Source organism: Antarctobacter jejuensis (assembly GCF_052266595.1).
Taxonomy (GTDB): domain Bacteria; phylum Pseudomonadota; class Alphaproteobacteria; order Rhodobacterales; family Rhodobacteraceae; genus Antarctobacter; species Antarctobacter jejuensis.
Genome location: NZ_JBQQXJ010000028.1, coordinates 18,559 through 37,045, shown reverse-complemented (window position 1 = coordinate 37,045; position 18,487 = coordinate 18,559). Strand labels below are relative to the sequence as shown.

General features: G+C 61.5%; 20 protein-coding genes. 14 read left to right on the top strand and 6 right to left on the bottom strand.

Going from position 1 to position 18,487, the window contains the following annotated elements; translation table 11 throughout:
- Positions 1-323 precede the first annotated feature (323 nt).
- Positions 324-956, top strand: coding sequence for a tyrosine-type recombinase/integrase (locus ACTXGA_RS23500; protein ID WP_443397156.1), 633 nt, complete (start codon positions 324-326; stop codon positions 954-956).
- A 218-nt stretch (positions 957-1,174) separates the two neighbouring features.
- Here the strand turns inward: ACTXGA_RS23500 and ACTXGA_RS23495 are convergent, their stop codons facing one another.
- Positions 1,175-2,143, bottom strand: coding sequence for a LysR family transcriptional regulator (locus ACTXGA_RS23495; protein ID WP_443397155.1), 969 nt, complete (start codon positions 2,141-2,143; stop codon positions 1,175-1,177).
- Between the two features lie 113 nt (positions 2,144-2,256).
- Here ACTXGA_RS23495 and ACTXGA_RS23490 point away from each other — a divergent pair, with 113 nt between their 5' ends.
- Positions 2,257-2,892: a sulfotransferase family protein gene (locus ACTXGA_RS23490; RefSeq protein ID WP_443397154.1), complete on the top strand. Its 636-nt coding sequence runs from the start codon at positions 2,257-2,259 to the stop codon at positions 2,890-2,892.
- Positions 2,893-2,979: 87 nt separating this feature from the next.
- Positions 2,980-3,411 carry a nuclear transport factor 2 family protein gene (locus ACTXGA_RS23485; RefSeq protein ID WP_443397153.1) on the top strand — a complete coding sequence of 144 codons (432 nt, stop codon included), beginning with the start codon at positions 2,980-2,982 and terminating at the stop codon, positions 3,409-3,411.
- Between the two features lie 212 nt (positions 3,412-3,623).
- Here the strand turns inward: ACTXGA_RS23485 and ACTXGA_RS23480 are convergent, their stop codons facing one another.
- The 3 genes from ACTXGA_RS23480 to ACTXGA_RS23470 are packed head-to-tail and all read right to left on the bottom strand — an operon-like array spanning position 3,624 to position 6,109.
- On the bottom strand, positions 3,624-4,385 hold the full coding sequence (locus ACTXGA_RS23480) for a formylglycine-generating enzyme family protein (RefSeq protein ID WP_443397152.1): 762 nt from the start codon (positions 4,383-4,385) through the stop codon (positions 3,624-3,626).
- A gap of 18 nt (positions 4,386-4,403) precedes the next feature.
- Positions 4,404-5,621: a copper-containing nitrite reductase gene (gene nirK / locus ACTXGA_RS23475; RefSeq protein WP_443397151.1), complete on the bottom strand. Its 1,218-nt coding sequence runs from the start codon at positions 5,619-5,621 to the stop codon at positions 4,404-4,406.
- Positions 5,622-5,677: 56 nt separating this feature from the next.
- Entirely contained in the window at positions 5,678-6,109 is a 432-nt protein-coding gene (locus ACTXGA_RS23470; protein WP_443397150.1) for a pseudoazurin, read from the bottom strand.
- Between the two features lie 155 nt (positions 6,110-6,264).
- Here ACTXGA_RS23470 and ACTXGA_RS23465 point away from each other — a divergent pair, with 155 nt between their 5' ends.
- Positions 6,265-6,984 carry a Crp/Fnr family transcriptional regulator gene (locus tag ACTXGA_RS23465; RefSeq protein WP_443397149.1) on the top strand — a complete coding sequence of 240 codons (720 nt, stop codon included), beginning with the start codon at positions 6,265-6,267 and terminating at the stop codon, positions 6,982-6,984.
- Between the two features lie 13 nt (positions 6,985-6,997).
- On the opposite strand, the gene ACTXGA_RS23460 is transcribed toward ACTXGA_RS23465, so the two are convergent.
- Positions 6,998-7,228 carry a DUF1858 domain-containing protein gene (locus ACTXGA_RS23460; protein WP_443397148.1) on the bottom strand — a complete coding sequence of 77 codons (231 nt, stop codon included), beginning with the start codon at positions 7,226-7,228 and terminating at the stop codon, positions 6,998-7,000.
- A 103-nt stretch (positions 7,229-7,331) separates the two neighbouring features.
- On the opposite strand from ACTXGA_RS23460, the gene ACTXGA_RS23455 reads away from it, so the two are divergent.
- The 10 genes from ACTXGA_RS23455 to hemN all read left to right on the top strand — a co-directional run bounded on the left by ACTXGA_RS23455 (position 7,332) and on the right by hemN (position 16,034).
- A complete protein-coding gene (locus ACTXGA_RS23455; RefSeq protein WP_323771847.1) occupies positions 7,332-7,784 on the top strand; it encodes a c-type cytochrome in 453 nt (150 codons plus the stop codon).
- A gap of 13 nt (positions 7,785-7,797) precedes the next feature.
- Positions 7,798-9,147: a cbb3-type cytochrome c oxidase subunit I gene (locus ACTXGA_RS23450; RefSeq protein ID WP_443397147.1), complete on the top strand. Its 1,350-nt coding sequence runs from the start codon at positions 7,798-7,800 to the stop codon at positions 9,145-9,147.
- A gap of 1 nt (position 9,148) precedes the next feature.
- Positions 9,149-9,943, top strand: coding sequence for a CbbQ/NirQ/NorQ/GpvN family protein (locus ACTXGA_RS23445; RefSeq protein ID WP_443397146.1), 795 nt, complete (start codon positions 9,149-9,151; stop codon positions 9,941-9,943).
- Positions 9,944-9,948: 5 nt separating this feature from the next.
- Positions 9,949-11,835, top strand: coding sequence for a nitric oxide reductase activation protein NorD (locus ACTXGA_RS23440; RefSeq protein ID WP_443397145.1), 1,887 nt, complete (start codon positions 9,949-9,951; stop codon positions 11,833-11,835).
- Between the two features lies 1 nt (position 11,836).
- Entirely contained in the window at positions 11,837-12,010 is a 174-nt protein-coding gene (locus ACTXGA_RS23435; protein ID WP_443397144.1) for a protein NnrT, read from the top strand.
- Positions 12,007-12,246 (top strand): NnrT protein, encoded by a 240-nt coding sequence (locus ACTXGA_RS23430; protein ID WP_443397143.1) that lies wholly within the window; start codon positions 12,007-12,009, stop codon positions 12,244-12,246. Before ACTXGA_RS23435 ends, ACTXGA_RS23430 begins: the two co-directional genes overlap by 4 nt.
- On the top strand, positions 12,243-12,497 hold the full coding sequence (locus ACTXGA_RS23425) for a DUF6522 family protein (RefSeq protein ID WP_443397142.1): 255 nt from the start codon (positions 12,243-12,245) through the stop codon (positions 12,495-12,497). The genes ACTXGA_RS23430 and ACTXGA_RS23425 overlap by 4 nt, the downstream gene beginning before the upstream one ends.
- Positions 12,494-13,684, top strand: coding sequence for an NnrS family protein (locus ACTXGA_RS23420; RefSeq protein ID WP_443397141.1), 1,191 nt, complete (start codon positions 12,494-12,496; stop codon positions 13,682-13,684). Before ACTXGA_RS23425 ends, ACTXGA_RS23420 begins: the two co-directional genes overlap by 4 nt.
- Before the next feature lies 1 nt (position 13,685).
- Complete coding sequence (locus ACTXGA_RS23415) at positions 13,686-14,354, top strand: NnrU family protein (protein ID WP_443397140.1); 669 nt, start codon at positions 13,686-13,688, stop codon at positions 14,352-14,354.
- A 324-nt stretch (positions 14,355-14,678) separates the two neighbouring features.
- Positions 14,679-16,034 carry an oxygen-independent coproporphyrinogen III oxidase gene (gene hemN, locus ACTXGA_RS23410; protein WP_443397139.1) on the top strand — a complete coding sequence of 452 codons (1,356 nt, stop codon included), beginning with the start codon at positions 14,679-14,681 and terminating at the stop codon, positions 16,032-16,034.
- A gap of 503 nt (positions 16,035-16,537) precedes the next feature.
- Here hemN and ACTXGA_RS23405 read toward each other — a convergent pair.
- On the bottom strand, positions 16,538-18,364 hold the full coding sequence (locus ACTXGA_RS23405) for a SulP family inorganic anion transporter (RefSeq protein WP_443397138.1): 1,827 nt from the start codon (positions 18,362-18,364) through the stop codon (positions 16,538-16,540).
- Between the last annotated feature and the right edge of the window lie 123 nt (positions 18,365-18,487).

Genomic DNA, 18,487 nt, shown 5'->3' with positions numbered 1-18,487 from the left:
TCAAAAATCCCATGTCGATCACTCCATATCTCCCCGACCAAATCCGTCGGGGCAACGTGTTCACATGGGTCAGTTCTCAGTGAAAATCTGGGGGGCTACCGGGTCACTTCTCAGCGGAAATCAACAGACATAGCTCAACATGATGGAGAAGAGACGATTTCAGGCGCCATGCTGCAGACGGCAGATTTGGGCTCCAAGCAGCCATGCGGCGGTGCGGCAGGTTCGGCCTGCCCTGATCGCACCGCAGCGCGGCAAATTTGGTATGTTCGGCCGTCGGCATGATGCTGAAGACGTGGCGGGCGTGGTGGATTGGAGGAACCACCATGCCGATTACAAACCTGCCAGCCATCCGCGCCTGCCGTCCCGCTTGGAACAAGGGCCGCCTCGTCGGCCAGAAGCGTCCGCTCCAACCGAAACATGTATGGGCGATCCGGGTCCGCCTCGAGATCGCCCAGCGGGCTCGCGAACTGGCGCTCTTCAACCTCGCCATCGACAGCAAGTTGCGCGGATGCGACCTCGTGAAGCTGAAGGTCGCTGACGTCTATGCGGCCGGACAGGTCAAGCAAGGCGCTTCGATTGTCCAGAGTAAAACCCGGAGGCCGGTTAGCTTCGAGATCACCGAGGGGACGCGAAAAGCCATCGCGGCTTGGCTCAAGGCTCCGCTGATGGTCGGGTCGGAGCATCTCTGGCCGGGACGCTTTCACGAACGTCGGCATATTTCGACAAGGCAATACGCCCGCCTCGTGCGGGACTGGGTGACCTCGATCGGTCTCGAGCCAAGCGCTTACGGCACGCACTCCATGCGGCGGACCAAGGTTACGCAGATATATCGCAAAACCGGCAACCTCCGCGCGGTGCAGCTACTGCTCGGCCATACGAAGATGGATAGCACGGTGCGCTACCTCGGCGTCGAGTTCGAAGATGCGCTCGCCATCGCGGAGGCGGTGGAGCTCTGAGAAGTCGGGCCGGTCGGTAGCGGCCGACCCTGATCGGCCTTTGGCCAACTTGTCTGTCTGTGCGGCGCAGCGTCGCCAGACCGGCCATTCGTTCATCGCGCAGCATTTTGGATAGCCAGATGACGGCACTGCGGGACTTTCCTGAAACGACACGCGCAACGAAGTGGCTCGGGCACGGTTGCTCGGCTTTGTCGGCGCACGAGCAGGCGATGCTCCAATCAAGCCGGTCGCCTGGACGGCTGGAGAAGTCTTGGCTCGGCAAGTTTCGCCTCTGCTTCAGCTTGCAGGCGTCGGTAGGCCTCGATCACGATCGATCTGATCCAGATGCCACCGGCGTCGTTGGCAAGGCGCGAGCTCCAGAAAAAGCGAACAAGAACCTGTCCAAGGTCGACGGGTGGTTTCATCGCAATCAGGCCGTGCGCCTCCATATCCCAAGCGAGCAGGACCGCCGGGAACGTGGCCAGAAAATCAGAATTCGCAAGGAGTGAGGCTACACCGGCCGAGTCCCCTATCATCGCGCTGACCCGCCGCCCCCCGGCATCGGTGGAGGGCGTGGCCGGAAAGGGATTCTGCTGCGACCTCGTGACATTGACCATTACATGCGGGTATTTCCGCCAGGCGTCGATCCCCCAGTCCGCGGCTGCCGGGTGACCCTGCCGCGCGAAAGTCACCCAGGAAAATGGCTCCATGATTTGCTGATCAAGCCCATCCGGCAATCGCGGCTGTCCGCCCAGATGGGCGAGGTCGATCAACCCTTCGCTCAACGCCGGATAAACATCATGATGCGCTGGCAGCCACTCGATCTTTACCTTTGGCGCTTCGGCTTCGACCCGTGCCGACACCTCTGCAATGACTTTGGTCAGCGTCGGCATGGCGATGCGAAACACGCGGTCGCTTTGGCCCGGGTCAAACAGGTTGCGCGGCGCGATCACCCGGCGGATGCTGCGCAGAATGGGTCGGACATCTTCGATGATGGCCTCGGCGAACGGGCTGGGGTGCATCTTACCGCCGACCCGGACCAGCACAGGATCGTCGAGTTGCTCCCTCAGCCGAGCAAGCGAGTGGCTGACCGCCGACTGTGTGCGCCCGATCTTGTCGGCCGTAACCGTAACGCTTCGGGTCTCCATCAGGGACTCGAAAACAACCAGCAAATTCAGATCGACGCGGTGTAAATCAATTTCACTCATGATCTATGAAATCGTTTCGTTCGACTTTTGTGGGGAAAATGGCTCATCTTACCCTCAACAGACGTAGATCAAGCAAGGTTGATTTATTTTATTCATAGAGGAGGTGAGATGCAATGGCACTCGAAATCATTGGCGCGGGGTTCGGTCGAACCGGGACTTACTCACTGAAGGCGGCGTTGGAGCATTTGGGCTTCGGCCCATGCCACCACATGTCCGAGGTCGTCAGCGACTCCGGGCAGATCGAAGCTTGGTCCAAGGTGGCAGAGGGGCGTCCCGACTTTGACGCGATCTTCTCGGGCTTTCGGTCGGCCGTGGATTTCCCGGTTTCGGCCTACTGGCAAGACGTGCTTGCGGCCACGCCGGACGCCAAAGTCATTTTTTCGCATCGCGAGGCCGAGGATTGGTATGGCAGCTTTTCCCAGACCATCCTGCCGCTGATCCTCGACAAGGAGGCCTGGCCGCCAAACGCGACTCCCTGGTTTGAGATGATCGAGAGAGTGATCATCGGCCGGGCCCTGGGCGGCCATATCGACAGGGATGGCATTCTGAAGGCTTACCGCGCCAACGAAGCAGCCGCGCGGGATCTGGAGGCGCAGGGCAAGGCCCTGGTGTTCAGCGTCCGCGACGGATGGGAACCGCTCTGCCGCTTTCTTGGCGTTGACGTGCCGGATGTGGCTTTCCCCAAGACCAATGCGCGGGCCGATTTCTTCTCGTCTGTGAAGTCCGGGACGCAAAAGCCCGCGGCCTGATCCAACCCAATGAAATCTTCGGCTACGGGGCGTTCGGCATGGGCCGGGCATACTCCCGGCTTGCCAACAACTGAAAGGAACCAAATCATGACCAACTTAGATGATGTTCGCCGCGCCTCGGTCGCATTTTACGATGCTCTCAACAGCATGGCGAACGGTGACGATACCGCGATGCAGAACGCGTGGATCAAGGGCGACGGCGTCACGGCGCAGCATCCCATCGGCGGGCGCGACATGGGTTCTGATTCCGTCTTGGCCTCCTTCAGCAAGGTTGCCGAAATTGCCGACGGAGGAGACATCCGGCTGGAGGATCAGATGATTAACGCTGGATCGGACATGGCCATTGAAACCGGTGTGGAAATTGGAAAGTTGATCATCGCCGGCAATGAAGCCAAGATCCAACATCGTGTGACCAACGTCTATCAGAAGCAGGACGGGGCGTGGAAACTGGCGCACCATCATACGGACCTGTCGCCGAGCATGCTGGAGATCCTTCAACGGCTGACCGAAGCAGCATGACCCACAAATCGCAAGTGTATAGCGGGCGCCCCATGCGCCCGCTATGGGTTCGAAGCCGATCTGCACCGGCGCAGCATTCATCCTGAGTGACCCGTTCAGTAACATAGACATAAACGGCCCAAACGAGCCATAATGCGATGGAGTAAATGCTTCAGTGCGGCACCGCCGAATCGGACCTCGAAACCATACCGGCGCGGTTTAGGGATGCCCGGTCACTGCCTTCCAACAGCCTTTTCGTTCACGAGACGCATGCCGAGGTGTGCTGGAGGCGATCCGACGGCGCATCCGCCACGGGCGGGGTCTCGGATGAGGTAAGACATTGCGGCGACATGTTCGCCTCCGACGTAAAAGGCTGGGCACCTTGCCGGATCGGCGTCGCCCGAAGTGCCTAAAACACATTCCTGCGTCCACTCCCATACGCTGCCATCAAGGTCGGTGACGCCCTCGGGAGTGGTCGAGAAACTACCGCGCGGTTTCAGCGCGCGCGGGGCCGGTCCCTCGGTCAGATATGCCGACGCCCAAGTCAGCGACGGATCAGTAAAGATTGGATCCGCTTTTTCCGGCAGCACCACCTGTGCCATCTCGGCCCACTCGCCGGCGGTGGGGAGGCGGAAAGTTTCGCCGGTCGCGGCATTGATCCAATTGAGGTATTCGGTCACGTCGACATAGCTCAGCCCGGTTGCCGGCGTAACGCGCGCGTCCTGATCGAGCCGCACGCGGAGGCGGAGGCTGCAGCCGCCGTCATCATGGCATGTGTTCCACTCCGCGACGGTCACCTCGTATTTCTGGACGTATAACTGCGCCCCCGAAGAGAGGATGACGGGGCGTGCGGCCATTTCTGGCAGCAAAGCAAGATCAGGCCCGGCGCCACGCCATGTCAGCGCGGCGCCGAGAGAGACCGCCACCAAACCGATCAGCGCAACTGAAAAAAGCGACATCTTCATGGCTGGCTTCAAGATCGAGGTGGCGGTCATGTGAAGGCTACTTTCAGCTCAGGTTGTGAAGGGCCGCGGTGCGACGACCTGTTCCATCAGGGTGTTGTTCCACTCGCCCTCGACCACGAAGTGCGCCGTTCCGCCCAACATCGCGCCGATGATGAGGTTGTGGTTGACATAGGCATAGACGCCCGGCTGCTCAAAGGTATACATCGCCGCCGCAGCGCTGCCGCCGCGCACGAACCAGGTTTCCATGCCGGTCAACGGCACGTCAGAGAACGAGCTTTCCCAGACGTACTCACCATGACCGCCGATGAGGTGCGGACGGCTGTCCACGTTGCACGAATTGTGCACCATCAGAACGGTCTCACCAACCTTGGCCTTGAGCGCATGCTCACCGGTCAGCGCGCCGACTGCGCCGTTGAACACCTGGTGCGTCGGAACCAGCGTGCGCATCGCTTCAAGGCTGTCGGCATAGTCGTCACCAGCGGCGTCATAGCTTTTGTAATCGCCGTTCTCGTCCATCGGCAGGTAGTAATCCTGCTCCCCGATATAGGCGATGCTGTCATAACGCAGCGGATTGCCGTCTGCATCCTTCAGCCCGTCGCGCGGCAGCACCATGACGGCGCCGTTCATGCCGTGGGTCACGTGATAGGGGATCATCGCGCCACCCGGGGCGCAGTGATAGGTAAAGCAACCCGGCTTTGTCGCCTTCCAGCGCAGCACGCATTCCTCACCGGGGTAGACATGGGTCAGACCTCCGCCGCCCAAAGCACCCGTCGAGGCGTGGAAGTCGACATTGTGCTCCATCATCGAGTCTTCGGGGTTGCGCAGGGTCAATTCGATCATGTCGCCCTCGTGGCAGATGACCAGCGGGCCGGGGACGGACCCGTTATAGGTCAGCGCCCAGACGCTGGCGCCGGTATCCTCATCCACGACCATCAGGCGTTCTTCGGTCACCAGGGTGATCTCGATGATCTTGGGCCCCCCTGTCGCGACTTGTTCATGCTCAGGCGCAAACGGAGGCGCGACCAATTCCTGACGCACACGGGTATAGCCGCTCAAGTCCGCCGGTTTCGCGGTGCTTTCAGCCTCGATCTTGCCGGCAGCCTTGTAAAGCTTGGCAGAGGCGGCGTTCGCCTTGTGCGGGATAGGGCTGCGCTGAGCGGCGATTGCCGACGCGCCGGTCATTGCGGCAGCACCGGCAAGAACAGAGCCTCGCAGCACGTTGCGTCGGCTGGTCTTAACTATGCCGGGATTAATGAATTTGGTCATTGGTCTCTCCTTGGGGAAGGACGGCGGGCTTCATGCCCGCGCGCCGTTTGCCTGGGTCAAAGATTGTCGAGCTGTGCCTCAAAGCGTTCTTTTGCCTTCTTCGGCACACGCCCTTCGAGAAAGCCCTCGGGGGCCGCCACGTCGCCCACGGCGATGGTCATCACCATGCCCATGGCGTAGTGCGGCTTGCAGATCACGGCGTAGACGCCTGTCGCATCCAGTGTGACCTCGATTTCCTGATTGATCTTGCCGCGAAACTCTTCGGCTCCGTCGGGGATCATGCCCTTGGCGGTTTCGGCATTGTGGCCCTTGTCGGTGGCGACAAACCGGATCGTGTCGCCGGGGGCGGCCTGCACAAAGGCCGGTTCGAACACCATGCGGGCGCCGTCCGACCCTTTGTTCAGCATCTTTACTTCGTGCGTTTCGGCAATTGCTGCGCCGGCCATCAGGGCGGCAAGGGCAAAGGCGGTTGTGGCAGAGCGGATCATCGGTTCGTCCTTTTCAATTTGATCGCTTGGGCCAATCTCTAACCCGATCCGAAATACGCATTTTGCGCTGGCGCAACGTTTGGCGGTATTGATGGCTTTGCCATGCCGGCGTCACCGAACTGGCGAAGCAACGCGGGATGTGGCAGAGAATTCCCATGAACCAGAACGCCCTTCGCAAGACGCTGCCCCGGCTGGACGAAAGCCTGCTGACGCACCTGCCGCCGTTTTCGCGGCTGGAACGGCGACAGATCCGCACGATTCTGGATCAGGCCAGTTCGCGCCGCTATCCAGCGGGCGCGCACATCTTTAATGAGGGCGAACCGGCAGAACGCTTTTTCATGCTTCTGGATGGCTATGTGCGCGTGGTGCGCGTCACGCCGACGGGCGAACAGGTCACGGCGTTGCACATCCCTTCGGGTCAGCTATTGGGCATAGCCAAGGCGCTTGGGCGTGACAGCTATCCGGCAACGGCCGTAACGGCGACCGAATCCATTGCGCTCAGCTGGCCGATGCGGCTGTGGGACACCTTTGTGACTGACTACGACGGCTTTGCCACCGAGACGTACAAGACCGTGGGGCACCGCGTCGGTGAGATGAACACCCGCATCGTCGAACTGGCCACTCAGCAGGTCGAACAGCGGGTGGCCAACGCGCTGCTGCGGCTGGTCAACCAGACCGGCCGCAAGGTCGAGGGCGGGATAGAGATTGATTTTCCGATCACGCGTCAGGACCTGTCGGAAATGACGGCGACGACCCTGCACACGGCCAGTCGACTCCTCAGCGGGTGGGAAAAACAGGGGCTGGTCGAAAGCAAACGCAAACGGATCAAGGTATGCGATCCACACGCGCTGGTTTTGTTGAGCCAGGGCCAATAGCACTCGCGATCTTTTAGCTGACGTCTTGGATCGCTTCGCGCAATTCGGCGACAAAGGCGTCTTCGTCGAGGTGATACTCGGCGCAGGCGTCGGTGATCGTGTGGAACGGCGCGATCAGGCACCCCACGCACAGCATCCCGTGACGCATGAAAACCGTCACCGTCTGCGGCCACATGGCCATCAGGTCTGACAGGGGCAGATCGAGGTCATCAAAGCCGGGGCTGCGCATGGCAAATCCTTTCATGGATATGATCCACACCTTTCCGCCCCAAACGTTGTTCTGGCGCAAACTTTGACATTCGGGCTCGCGCTAAGCGTGGGCGACCTGAATGACAAGGAGGTCCGAGATGGCTGAATTCCTGACCAAGTCACGGGCGCGCAACGTGTTCTACGGGGGGTCGATCTTTTTCGTGGTCGTCTTCATCGCGCTGACCGTGCACAGCCACCGCTACGTGGTGACGACATCAACCGCCGGCATGCCGCTGACCGAAGAGGTGGCATTGGGCAAACACGTGTGGGAGCGGCATTCCTGTATCAACTGCCACTCGCTGCACGGCGAAGGTGCCTATTTCGCACCCGAAGTCGGCAACGTCATGACCCGCTGGGGCGTGCTGGACGACCCCGAAGGCGCTTATGAGATTCTGGACGGCTGGATGAAGGCACAGCCCTCGGGCGTCGAGGGCCGCCGCCAGATGCCATATTTCGAGATCACCGAAGAAGAGATGCGTGGACTGGCCGAATTCCTGCGTTGGGCCGATCAGACCGACACACAGGGCTGGCCGCCCAACGATGCCGGCTAAGGAGGACAAACCAATGAAATATCAATCGCAAAAGGTGGCCTTGGCCTATTTTGTCTGCGCGATGGCGCTGTTCGGCATTCAGGTGCTGGGCGGTCTGCTGGCGGGCTGGATCTATGTCTCGCCCAACTTTCTGTCGGAGCTTCTTCCGTTCAACATCATCCGCATGATCCACACCAACGCGCTGATCGTCTGGCTGTTGCTGGGCTTTTTCGGGGCGGCCTATTTCCTGATCCCCGAGGAATCAGAACGTGAGATCTATTCGGTCAAGCTGGCCTATCTGCAGTTGATCATCCTGATGGTCGGTACGCTGGGCGCAGTCGGCAGCTATCTTGTCGGCATCCACGGCGGGCGCGAGTTCCTGGAACAGCCTCTCTGGGTCAAATTCGGCATTCTCGTCGCGGCGCTGATCTTCCTGTTCAACATCTCGATGACCGTGCTGGCGGGCAAGAAGACGGCGATTACCAACGTGCTGCTGATGGGCCTTTGGTTGCTGTCGCTGCTCTGGGTCTTTGCCTTCATCAATCCCGACAACCTCAGTTTGGACAAAATGTACTGGTGGTTTGTCGTGCACCTCTGGGTCGAGGCGACCTGGGAACTGGTGATGGCGTCGATCCTTGCCTTCCTGTTGCTCAAACTGACCGGCGTGGACCGCGAAGTGGTCGAGAAATGGCTGTATGTCATTGTCGCGACCGCGCTTTTCTCGGGCATCCTTGGCACCGGGCACCACTTTTACTGGATCGGTCTGCCGGGGTACTGGCAGTGGATTGGCTCCATCTTCTCGACGTTCGAGGTTATCCCCTTCTTCCTGATGATGAGCTTTGCCTTCGTCATGGTCTGGAAGGGTCGCAAGAACCACCCAAACAAGGCCGCGCTGCTGTGGTCGCTGGGGTCCAGCACGGTCGCCTTCTTTGGCGCGGGCGTCTGGGGCTTTCTGCACACGCTGCACGGGGTCAACTTCTACAGCCACGGCACGCAGATCACCGCGGCCCACGGGCACCTGTCCTTTTACGGGGCCTACGTGGCGCTGAACCTTGCGATGTTCACCTACGCGATGCCGATGCTGCGCAACCGCGATCCCTATAACCAGGTGCTCAACATGGGGTCGTTCTGGCTGATGACCGGTGGCATGGCCTTCATGACCTTCGTGCTGACCTTTGCCGGTACCATCCAGACGCATATGCAGCGCGTCGTGGGCGACTACTACATGGATGTGCAGGACGGTCTGTCGCTGTTCTACATGATGCGCTTTGGTGCGGGCCTTGCGGTGGTCATCGGAGCGCTGCTGTTCATCTACTCAATCCTTGTGGTCCGCAAACGTGAGATCATCACCCCCGGTGCGGCCAACCCTGCGACAGGAGGCTGAGATGAACATGCAAACCACACCGACCCTGCCGTTCTACCAGCCCGCCGCCAAGGAATGCGCGCTGTTCGAGACTGCCTATGACAACGGTTTGCCCCTTCTTTTGAAGGGGCCGACCGGCTGCGGCAAAACCCGCTTTGTCGAACATATGGCGGCGCGTCTGGGCAAATCGCTTTACACAGTGGCCTGCCATGACGACCTGTCAGCGGCGGACCTGATCGGGCGATACCTGCTGAAGGGGGGCGAGACTGTCTGGGTCGACGGCCCGCTGACCCGCGCGGTGCGCGAGGGCGGCATCTGTTACCTCGATGAGGTGGTCGAGGCCCGCAAGGACGTGACCGTGGTGCTGCACCCGCTCACCGACACGCGGCGCACGCTGATGATCGACCGCACCGGAGAGGAACTGGTCGCGCCCAAGGGCTTTATGTTGGTCGCCTCCTACAACCCCGGCTACCAGAACGTGCTGAAGCGGCTCAAGCCGTCGACGCGGCAGCGGTTCCTGTCGATCTCTTTCGACTTTCCGGGGGAAGAGGCGGAAATCGCCGTCGTGTCTCGCGAAAGCGGGCTGGAACCGGGGCGCGTGGCCCCCTTGGTGCGGTTGGCAGGTCGTATCCGGACGCTGTCCGGCATGGATCTGGAGGAAGGCGTTTCAACCCGTCTGCTGATCTATGCCGCCACGCTGATGGCCGGTGGCATGGGCGTCGATCAGGCGCTTGAGGCCGCTATCGTGCAACCCCTCAGCGATGAGCCCGACGTGGGCGTGGCGCTGCGGGACCTGATCTCGACAATCTACGGGTGACCAAAATGCGCCTATCCGATCTCATGGAACCAGAAGAGACCGTCGGGAACCTCTGGCACGACATGGCCAGCGGGATCGGCCGGGCCGTCACCTATCCAGAGGCGGGCGTCACGCTCGCCTCTGTCCGGCCCAGCCTTTCGGTGCTGTTTCGCGCTTTGGGCGGGGCCGCCGGGGTCGAACTGGGTGAGGCTCCGGCGATCCTCGTGCGCCACCGCCAACCCATGCGGCGCAAGTTGGGCGCGGAACGCGACCGCGAATGGGTGGCGCAGTACGATGGTGAACGCCTGTCCCTGCCGCCGCTCATTGCCGACTTTCCCGAGACGCGACTGAACCGCGCTGCCTATTTCTGGCTGACGGCACTTGCGTCCGTCAGCGATCCCGCGACCCTTGACCTGAACGGCGACGGCCCCGCGCTCGACTGCGTACAGATCCGCGCCAACGCCGCTGCGTCTGATGCCGCCTATGCGCTCTGCCCCGGGCTGCGCGGGCAGTACGCCGACATGGCCGAACTCTGTGCCGCCGCCCGCCCTGACCTGACACGCCCCGCGCAAGAGGCCATCATTGAAACCGCGATCCGCGATCAACTCTGCGGCGGCTCGCCCGTCATCGCGTCACCTGACACACCGCGCGGGTACATGCCCTTTGCCCCGGTGCCGATTTGGCTGCGCTTTGCCGCGCCCGGTTCAGGCAGTGCCGCGACAGAGGAACAGGCCGATCCTGCGGCCCCGCCACCCACTGCCGCGCTGACCAGTCGCAAGCTGGGCATGCGCAAGGATCAGGACCAGCAGAACCGCAAGGACAGCTTTATCATCCACCGCTTTGAATCGATCCTGTCATGGGTCGAGTCGATGAACATCAACCGCAGCGTCGACGATGACGACGACGAAAACGCCCAAAAGGCCGCTGACGATCAGGACAACATCACCCTGTCGAAACATGACCGAAAGGCCGCCACGCGTCTGCGCCTGCACCTTGATCTGTCCCCCGCCGACGCCGACCATGAGGCGCTGGCCGGCGAACACACCTACCCCGAATGGAACCACCGTTCGCGCAGCTACATGGACGGCCATTGCCGGGTGCTGGACGCCCCCGCGCAACCTGACGCCGCCCATCCCTACCGCGCCGATGAGCGCCGCATCCGCGAGGTCCGCCGCCAGTTCGAGGCGCTGCGCCCGCGCCGCATCCTGCAACCGCGTCAGGTGGACGGGTCAGAGCTTGACCTTGACGCGCTGCTGACCGCGCGCGCCGATCTGGTCGCCACCGGGCGCGGGTCAGACCGCATCTGGCAAAGCGCCCGCCAGACCGAACGTGACCTGTCGGTCGCCTTCCTGATCGACACCTCGCGGTCGACAGAGGCGGCCATCGGCGACACCTCGGTGATCGAGGTTGCGCGCGAGGCAATGGCCGCGCTGGCCGCCGGCATCGACGCCGCTGGCGACCGGCTGGGGATCTGGGGCTTTTCCTCGCTCCGCCGGGATCGCGTGTTCCTGACCCGCTGCAAAGACTTCGACGCACCAATGAATGCCGCGATCACCGCCAATATCGGCGCGCTGAAACCGGGACACTACACACGGTTGGGCGCGGCCATCCGGCATGCCAGTGCGCAACTGGCGGCGGAACCGTCCGCCCGCAAGCTGTTGATCGTGCTGACCGACGGCAAGCCCAACGATCTGGACCATTACGAAGGTCAGCACGGGATCGAAGACAGCCACATGGCCGTGCGCGAGGCCCGCCTTGCAGGCCACGCCCTGCACGGCGTCATCATCGACGAGGACGGGCAGGACTGGTTCGCCCGCATCTTTGGGCGCGGCGGCTTTACCCTGCTGCCCAACCCGGAACGCCTGACCCGCGCCTTGCCCGACATCTATCGCAGACTCACACAGGAGACCTGACATGCGCAAACTTTGGATCCTCCCCGCTTTTTTCGCCGCCCCCGCATGGGCCGAAGCATTCGACCGCCCGATCCCGCAGGCGCAATCCGCCACCGCAGAGTTCTGGTACGCTCTCGCCTGTATCGCGCTGGTCCTGGCCATGATCGCGGTGCATCGACTGGTGTCCCGGCGATGACCCGGCGGGGATGGTCCACCCGGCAAATCGCGCTGGCGCTCTATCCCTTCGGGGCGGGGGCCGCGGCGGTCAACGTCTTCTTCGCCTCGCTGATCTTCAGCTGGATGGGTGGGCCGATCGCCTCCACAGCTTGGTCGCTGGGTCTGGGCTGTGTTATCGGGGCGCCCGCGACATGGTGCTTCGCCCGGCACATCCGTCACCTGATGGACGTGGCCGACGGACAGGAGGCGTCATGAAGATCGACATGGAGTTCGGCCAACCCAGAATCGACGCAGAGGACCTCGCCGGTCTTTTGAACCTGACCCCGGCCGACGTGCGCGACAGGATGCGGGACGGCCGGATCACGACGCGGCTGGAAACCGGAGAAGGCGACGACGCCGGGAAAATGCGGCTCAGCTTCTTTCACGATGGCATGCGCCTGCGCCTGACCTGTTCCAAGGACGGTACGGTGCTCAAGACGCTGCGCACCAAAACGGACCCAAGATGATGGCACGGACATCGGCAGAACAAATGCGGGCGTGGCAGGGCCCCGCGCTCTTCAGCTTCGGCTTTCGGCCCTTCTTCCTCTTCGGGGCGCTCTGGGCCGTGCTGGCGATGCTTTTGTGGCTGCCCGCCTTGTCAGGCGCCCTGTCGCTCCCGACGCGCTTCGACCCGGTGTCATGGCACGCGCATGAATTCCTTTTCGGCTATCTCGGCGCCGTTCTCGCAGGGTTCCTGTTGACGGCGGTGCCCAACTGGACCGGACGCCTGCCGATGGTGGGGTGGCGGCTGGCCGCCCTTTTCTCGCTCTGGGTCGCGGGGCGCTTCGCGGTGCTGGTCTCGGGCCACCTGCCCGTGGCGGTCGCGCCCGTGATCGACCTGGCGTTTCCGCTCGTGCTTGGCGCCCTGATCCTGCGCGAGATCGTGGCGGGCCGAAACTGGCGCAACCTAATCGTGCTGGGGCTCCTGTCTGTCTTCACGCTGGCCAACGGCCTGTTTCATATCGAAGCCCTGACCGGCCGCTACGCCGCACAGGGTCTGGGACTGCGCCTCGGCCTTGCGACCGGCATCATGATGATCGCCGTGATCGGCGGGCGGATCATCCCCTCCTTCACCCGCAACTGGCTTGCAAAGGCGAACGATCCCGCGCGGCCCGCGCCGCCAATGCAGCGCTTTGACAAGCTGGTACTGCTCTCCAGCATCGCCATTCTGATGCTTTGGATCATCCGGCCGTTCGAGACTCTGACTGGTGCGTCGCTGATCGTATTCGGTGGGCTGCATCTTGTCCGGCAGGCACGCTGGACGCCGCTCCATACGCTGAACGAACCTCTGTTATGGGCGCTGCACGCAGCTTACCTTTTCATCCCGTTGGGTGCTTTCGCTCTGGGGCTCGATCAGATCCAGGGCAATCCCGGCACCGCCGGGGCGCAACACTTGTGGATGGCCGGGGCCATCGGCGCGATGACCCTTGCCGTAATGACCCGTGCCAGCCTGGGCCACACCGGCCAGGCCCTCACCGCGAACCGGGCGACCGTGGCGATCTATCTCTGCCTCTTCGGCTCGGTCTTGGCGCGGTACCTTGGATTCTTTCACCCTGGGTTGACCCATTTTTCAGGGGCGCTTTGGCTTGCCGCCTTCGCGGGCTTCGTGCTTGCCTATGGCCCGTCACTCCTGGGTCCGAAGCCGGAGAAATGACATGGGATGGACCGGCTTTGCCGCCATCTTCGCGGCCTTCTTTCTTACACACTCGATCCCTGTGCGCCCGACAGTTAAATCCCGCCTTGTGGACGTGATCGGCGCGCGCAGCTTCGGACTTGTCTACTCGGTCCTCTCGGTCGGGATGCTGACGCTGCTGATCTGGTCGGCGGGCGAGGCGCCCTATGTTCAACTTTGGCCGCAGATGGAATGGCATCGCCACGCGGCGCATCTGGGCATGCTGGCTGTCTGCTTGATCCTCGCACTCGGCATCGCGCGGCCGAACCCGTTTTCCTTTGGCGGGGCGCGGAATGACAGCTTCGATCCCGCCCGACCCGGCATCGTGCGCTGGACGCGGCACCCGATCCTGCTGGCGCTGGCACTCTGGGCAGTGGTGCATCTGGTCCCGAACGGGGACCTCGCGCATGTGATCCTGTTCGGTGTGCTGGGCAGTTTCGCGATCGCCGGCCGCGCTCTGATCGACCGGCGTAAGCGGCGGGTCCTCGGCGCATCGCGATGGGATGCGCTCGACACGGACCGCAAAGCTGCGCCGCGGTTCCACGCGCCGCGCTCTTGGCAGGTCCTGTTCATTCGGCTGCTGGTAGGTCTCGCCGCTTTCGCTGCTCTGCTGCTGGCCCACCCCCACGTGATCGGAGTGCCCGCTATGTGACCTTGCGTCAGGCAGGCAGATCGCGCCGAGGAAACGATCTACTTTTTGTATCGGCAGATTTCTTGAGATTTCTGAGGCAATCAAGGGAGAGAAACGGAGTAAAATCTCCGCTTTTGGGCTTCATGGTTGGAAGAGAGAAGATACAGCGAATTTCGCGTTCCGCTAGTTCTGTGAAAAAACACCTGCTGGCGATCACAGAAATCAGAACCTAAGAGGCCTGAGAACACCTTCCCCGACATGCTTGTTGCTTAATGACCGCGCAATGTGGTTTGGAAGTTTGTCCTACGGCAAAGAGCATTGCCCCAAGTTGTTTCACAAGGCGGTATGGAACATACAGAAGCACTCAAGGCACTTGGCCTCTTCGATGCGCGCGTGCCGCGTTACACATCTTATCCCACCGCTGCGGCCTTCACACCCGACACCGGCGCATCCTTTCAGAGCCGCGCACTCGAAACATTGGATCCGAAAGACGCCGTATCTGTCTATATCCACATCCCGTTTTGCGAGCGGCTTTGCTGGTTCTGTGCCTGTCATACGCAAGGTACAAAGACTCTCGGCCCAGTGGAAAGCTATTTAGAAACGCTTGAGGCGGAACTCGAGCTGGTGCGCAAGAGGCTGCCCGACGGCTTGAAAATGGGCAACCTCCACTGGGGCGGCGGAACACCGACAATCTTGCCTCCGCACATGATCCACCGCCTGGCCAAAGCGATACGCAGGGTATTCCCTCCCACTGACGCGTTGGAGTTCTCGGTCGAGATCGACCCGACGATGGTGGACCGGGCCAAGATCGATGCGCTGGCGGCCGAAGGTCTGAACCGTGCCTCAATCGGTATTCAGGACTTCAATCCGGAAGTGCAACAGGCCATTGGGCGTCTGCAGCCTTTCGATGTCACGCGCGTTTGTGTCAACGACCTGCGCGCCGCTGGCATCACATCGCTGAACACTGATCTCGTCTACGGCCTGCCACATCAGAGCCTTGAACGCATTGACGACACCATCAACAAGGTCTTGACCTTTAAACCGGATCGCGTTGCGCTCTTTGGATACGCGCATGTTCCATGGGCTTCCAAACGGCAGAAACTGATCGATGCAGACGCACTTCCGGACGATCCGGCGCGGTACAACCTCGCCAAATATGCCGGAGAACAGTTTGGTGCAGCCGGTCTGAGGGCCATCGGCATCGATCATTTTGCACGCCCAGGTGATGATCTGACGAAAGCGCTCGAGACAGGACGCTTGCGCCGTAACTTCCAAGGGTACACGGCAGACAGGTGTCAGACCCTTATTGGACTCGGCGCCTCGTCGATCTCCCGCTTCCCGGGCGGGTACGTGCAGAATGCCTCCGCAACGGCCGCTTATAAGCAACGGATCGCGATGGGTGATTTTCCCGGCTCTCGTGGCTACCAGATGGGTCGTGAGGACCAACTGCGTGCACGCGCGATCGAAAAACTGATGTGTACCTTCGCGCTGGATCTCGACGACTTGAGCCAAGAATTTGGACCATGCGCCTGGGAACTCTTGCCTTGCTTGAAAGAGGTGGCAACAAGTTTCGCGCCGTTCGCGAAGCTGACCGGAAAGCGCATCGACATTCTGCCGGAAGGCCGAGCTTTGACGCGTATTATCGCGTCGGCTTTCGATCAGCATGTGCCAGAGGGCGTTCGTTACTCACGCGCGTCCTAATTGCTCGAAACGAAATCAGGCCAATCTTTTCGGCAATAACTGTCGCTCGTTAAAGCGTGAGAAGGCCCGCGGCTATCGACCATGGCTTAGACAGGGGGATCATTTGAGGTTTCCAGCGCGTAGCATATGATGGCGTCCGAAGCCATGTCCTGCTCTAAAGAGAACACATGAGCTTTTTCGTCCGCATCGTGTCATCAATGCTCAGCCCAGCAAAGGTCCAATTACCACCCGCATGCCGATCAGCCATCTTCCGGACTGGATCTCCAGGTTAATGTCCGCATCCGAGGTCGATCGAGTAGCGACTGCAGCGAACTTCCGCAATCCGCCGTTGGTGCCGATTTACACGAACGGCCCGAAGCCGACCTACCGTGATCAATGTTGATGCCGCGGTGCAGCCCGTCATTCCGGACCTTCGTTGTCGCAGTTTTCTGCGGGGATTCGTGGGCGTCGAACCGCGGGCATCAAGAGCTCCGACCATGTAATGGCTTTATCTCAGTCCAATGTTAATTAGAGTTCAATCGCTTGCTTGTCGTGAGTTTTCGCCGCGAGGCATCCGGCAAATCCGCACATTCCATGAACACCCGCGCACTGCAGGTCGCGCAGGCACTGGAATCGATTTCTGGGATTGCCGCAGCCAGCGCTTCGCCTTTCGAGATATGCAGATGATCCTCCCCAATTTCCTCGACTACATGAAATCTCCGCAGACTTTCGAGCAGTGGCGGGAACAGGGCGATGATGCGAAAGGTGCCGCCTTCGTCTCGGATCTGACGGATCGCCTCTATCAGGAAGTCAGCCCCGGCAAGGTCGATCTTGCCCACGCCCTTGAGATAGAACAATACGTGTTTCTGCCCGGGTCGCTTGCGACGCATGACCTCGAATTCGTGCTCCACATGTTCGACCGAGCCGAAATAGAGTGGCCCGTCGAGGCGGATGGTGACGATCTGAGGACACTCGGGGATGCCATGCAGGTCAGCGTTGCGGAACTTCCGACGGCCGGTAGCGCTGATGACCGGGGCGCTGACGCGGATCGAAGGGTGAGAACTCTGGTAGATGAAGACTGCGAAGGACGCGATGACGCCGACATAGATGGCAAAGTCCAGCTCGACCAGCAATCCGGCCCCCAGCGTCAACCCGAGGATCACTGTTTCCGAGCGACTGGTCTTGACCACCCGGCGCACCTCACCGAAGTCGATCAGCCTCCAGGCGACGTAGAGGATCAACCCCGCCATCGCAGGCACCGGGATGAAGCGGATGAGATCCGAGAACATCAGCAGAGTGACGGCGAGGAACAGGCTCGACAGGATCCCCGCAAGCGGCGTCCTTGCCCCGGCCTCGGCATTGACGCCACTTCGGGTGAATGACCCGGAGCCCGCGTAGCATTGGAACAGGCCGCCTACGGCGTTGGACAGGCCTTGGCCGATCATCTCCTGGTTGGCGTCGAACTTCTCGCGTCGGCGGACTGCGAAGGCACGGCCGATCGAGATCGCTTCGAGCAATCCAACCAGGGCTATGGCCATGGCCCCGGGGATCACCACGCCAATTTCTTTAAGCGCTTGGGTCGGGGGAGAGAAAACTGGGAAGGCTGCCGCGATGCCGTCCACCATCGCCACGCCTCGGCTCGCTCCGTCCAGCAGGAGACACAGTAGCGTGCCAGTCACCAGAGCGATCAGAAATCCCGGCAGGCGCCTCGCATACCGCTGGCAGAGCAGCAGGCTGCCCAAGGTTGCTGCGGCAATAGATACCGACATCAAAGAGGCGTCGCTTGCACTCTCTGCGAGCCGGTGCAGGCGTTCCAGAACGTTGCCTCCGCCCGCCACGGCGATGCCGAGGGCGCCTGGCAGTTGGGAAGCGGCGATGAGAACTGCGGCGGCGGCTGTAAATGCTGTCATCACGGAGTGAGACACAAAGGAAACGAGCCCGCCCAACCGTGCCATACCGGCGACCAACTGGATCAATCCAACGAGGATTGCGATCAACACTGCCAGTTCGACGAAACGCGGCGAACCCGGGGGGGCGATGTCCTGCAAGGTAGCGAAGACCACAGCCGAGATCGCAGTGGTTGGTCCTGAAATCATAACCATCGACGAACCCCAGAAGGCTGCGATGGCGGCGGTGATCATCGCCGTGTAGAGCCCCATTTCCGGTGGCAAGCCGGCGATGGTCGCAAAGGCCACGCCTTGCGGGATGACGATCGCTGCGTTGGAGAAACCGGCGAAAGCATCTTGGCGCAGGGTTGCGCTATCGACCCGTGACCACCAGCGGCGGGGCGGCAATGCGCGATCCAGCAACCCCTTCAGAGCTTCGGTCTCGCCGCTACGCGGCAGGCTCACAGCCAGCGCCTCAGCTCATTAGTCCCCGATATTGATCGAGGGGTCGCCGCAAGGGAGCATCCGGCGGGGTGTGCCGTTAGATCGCCCGGCCACAACTCGGTTTCCCGAACGATCCCGGCCTGC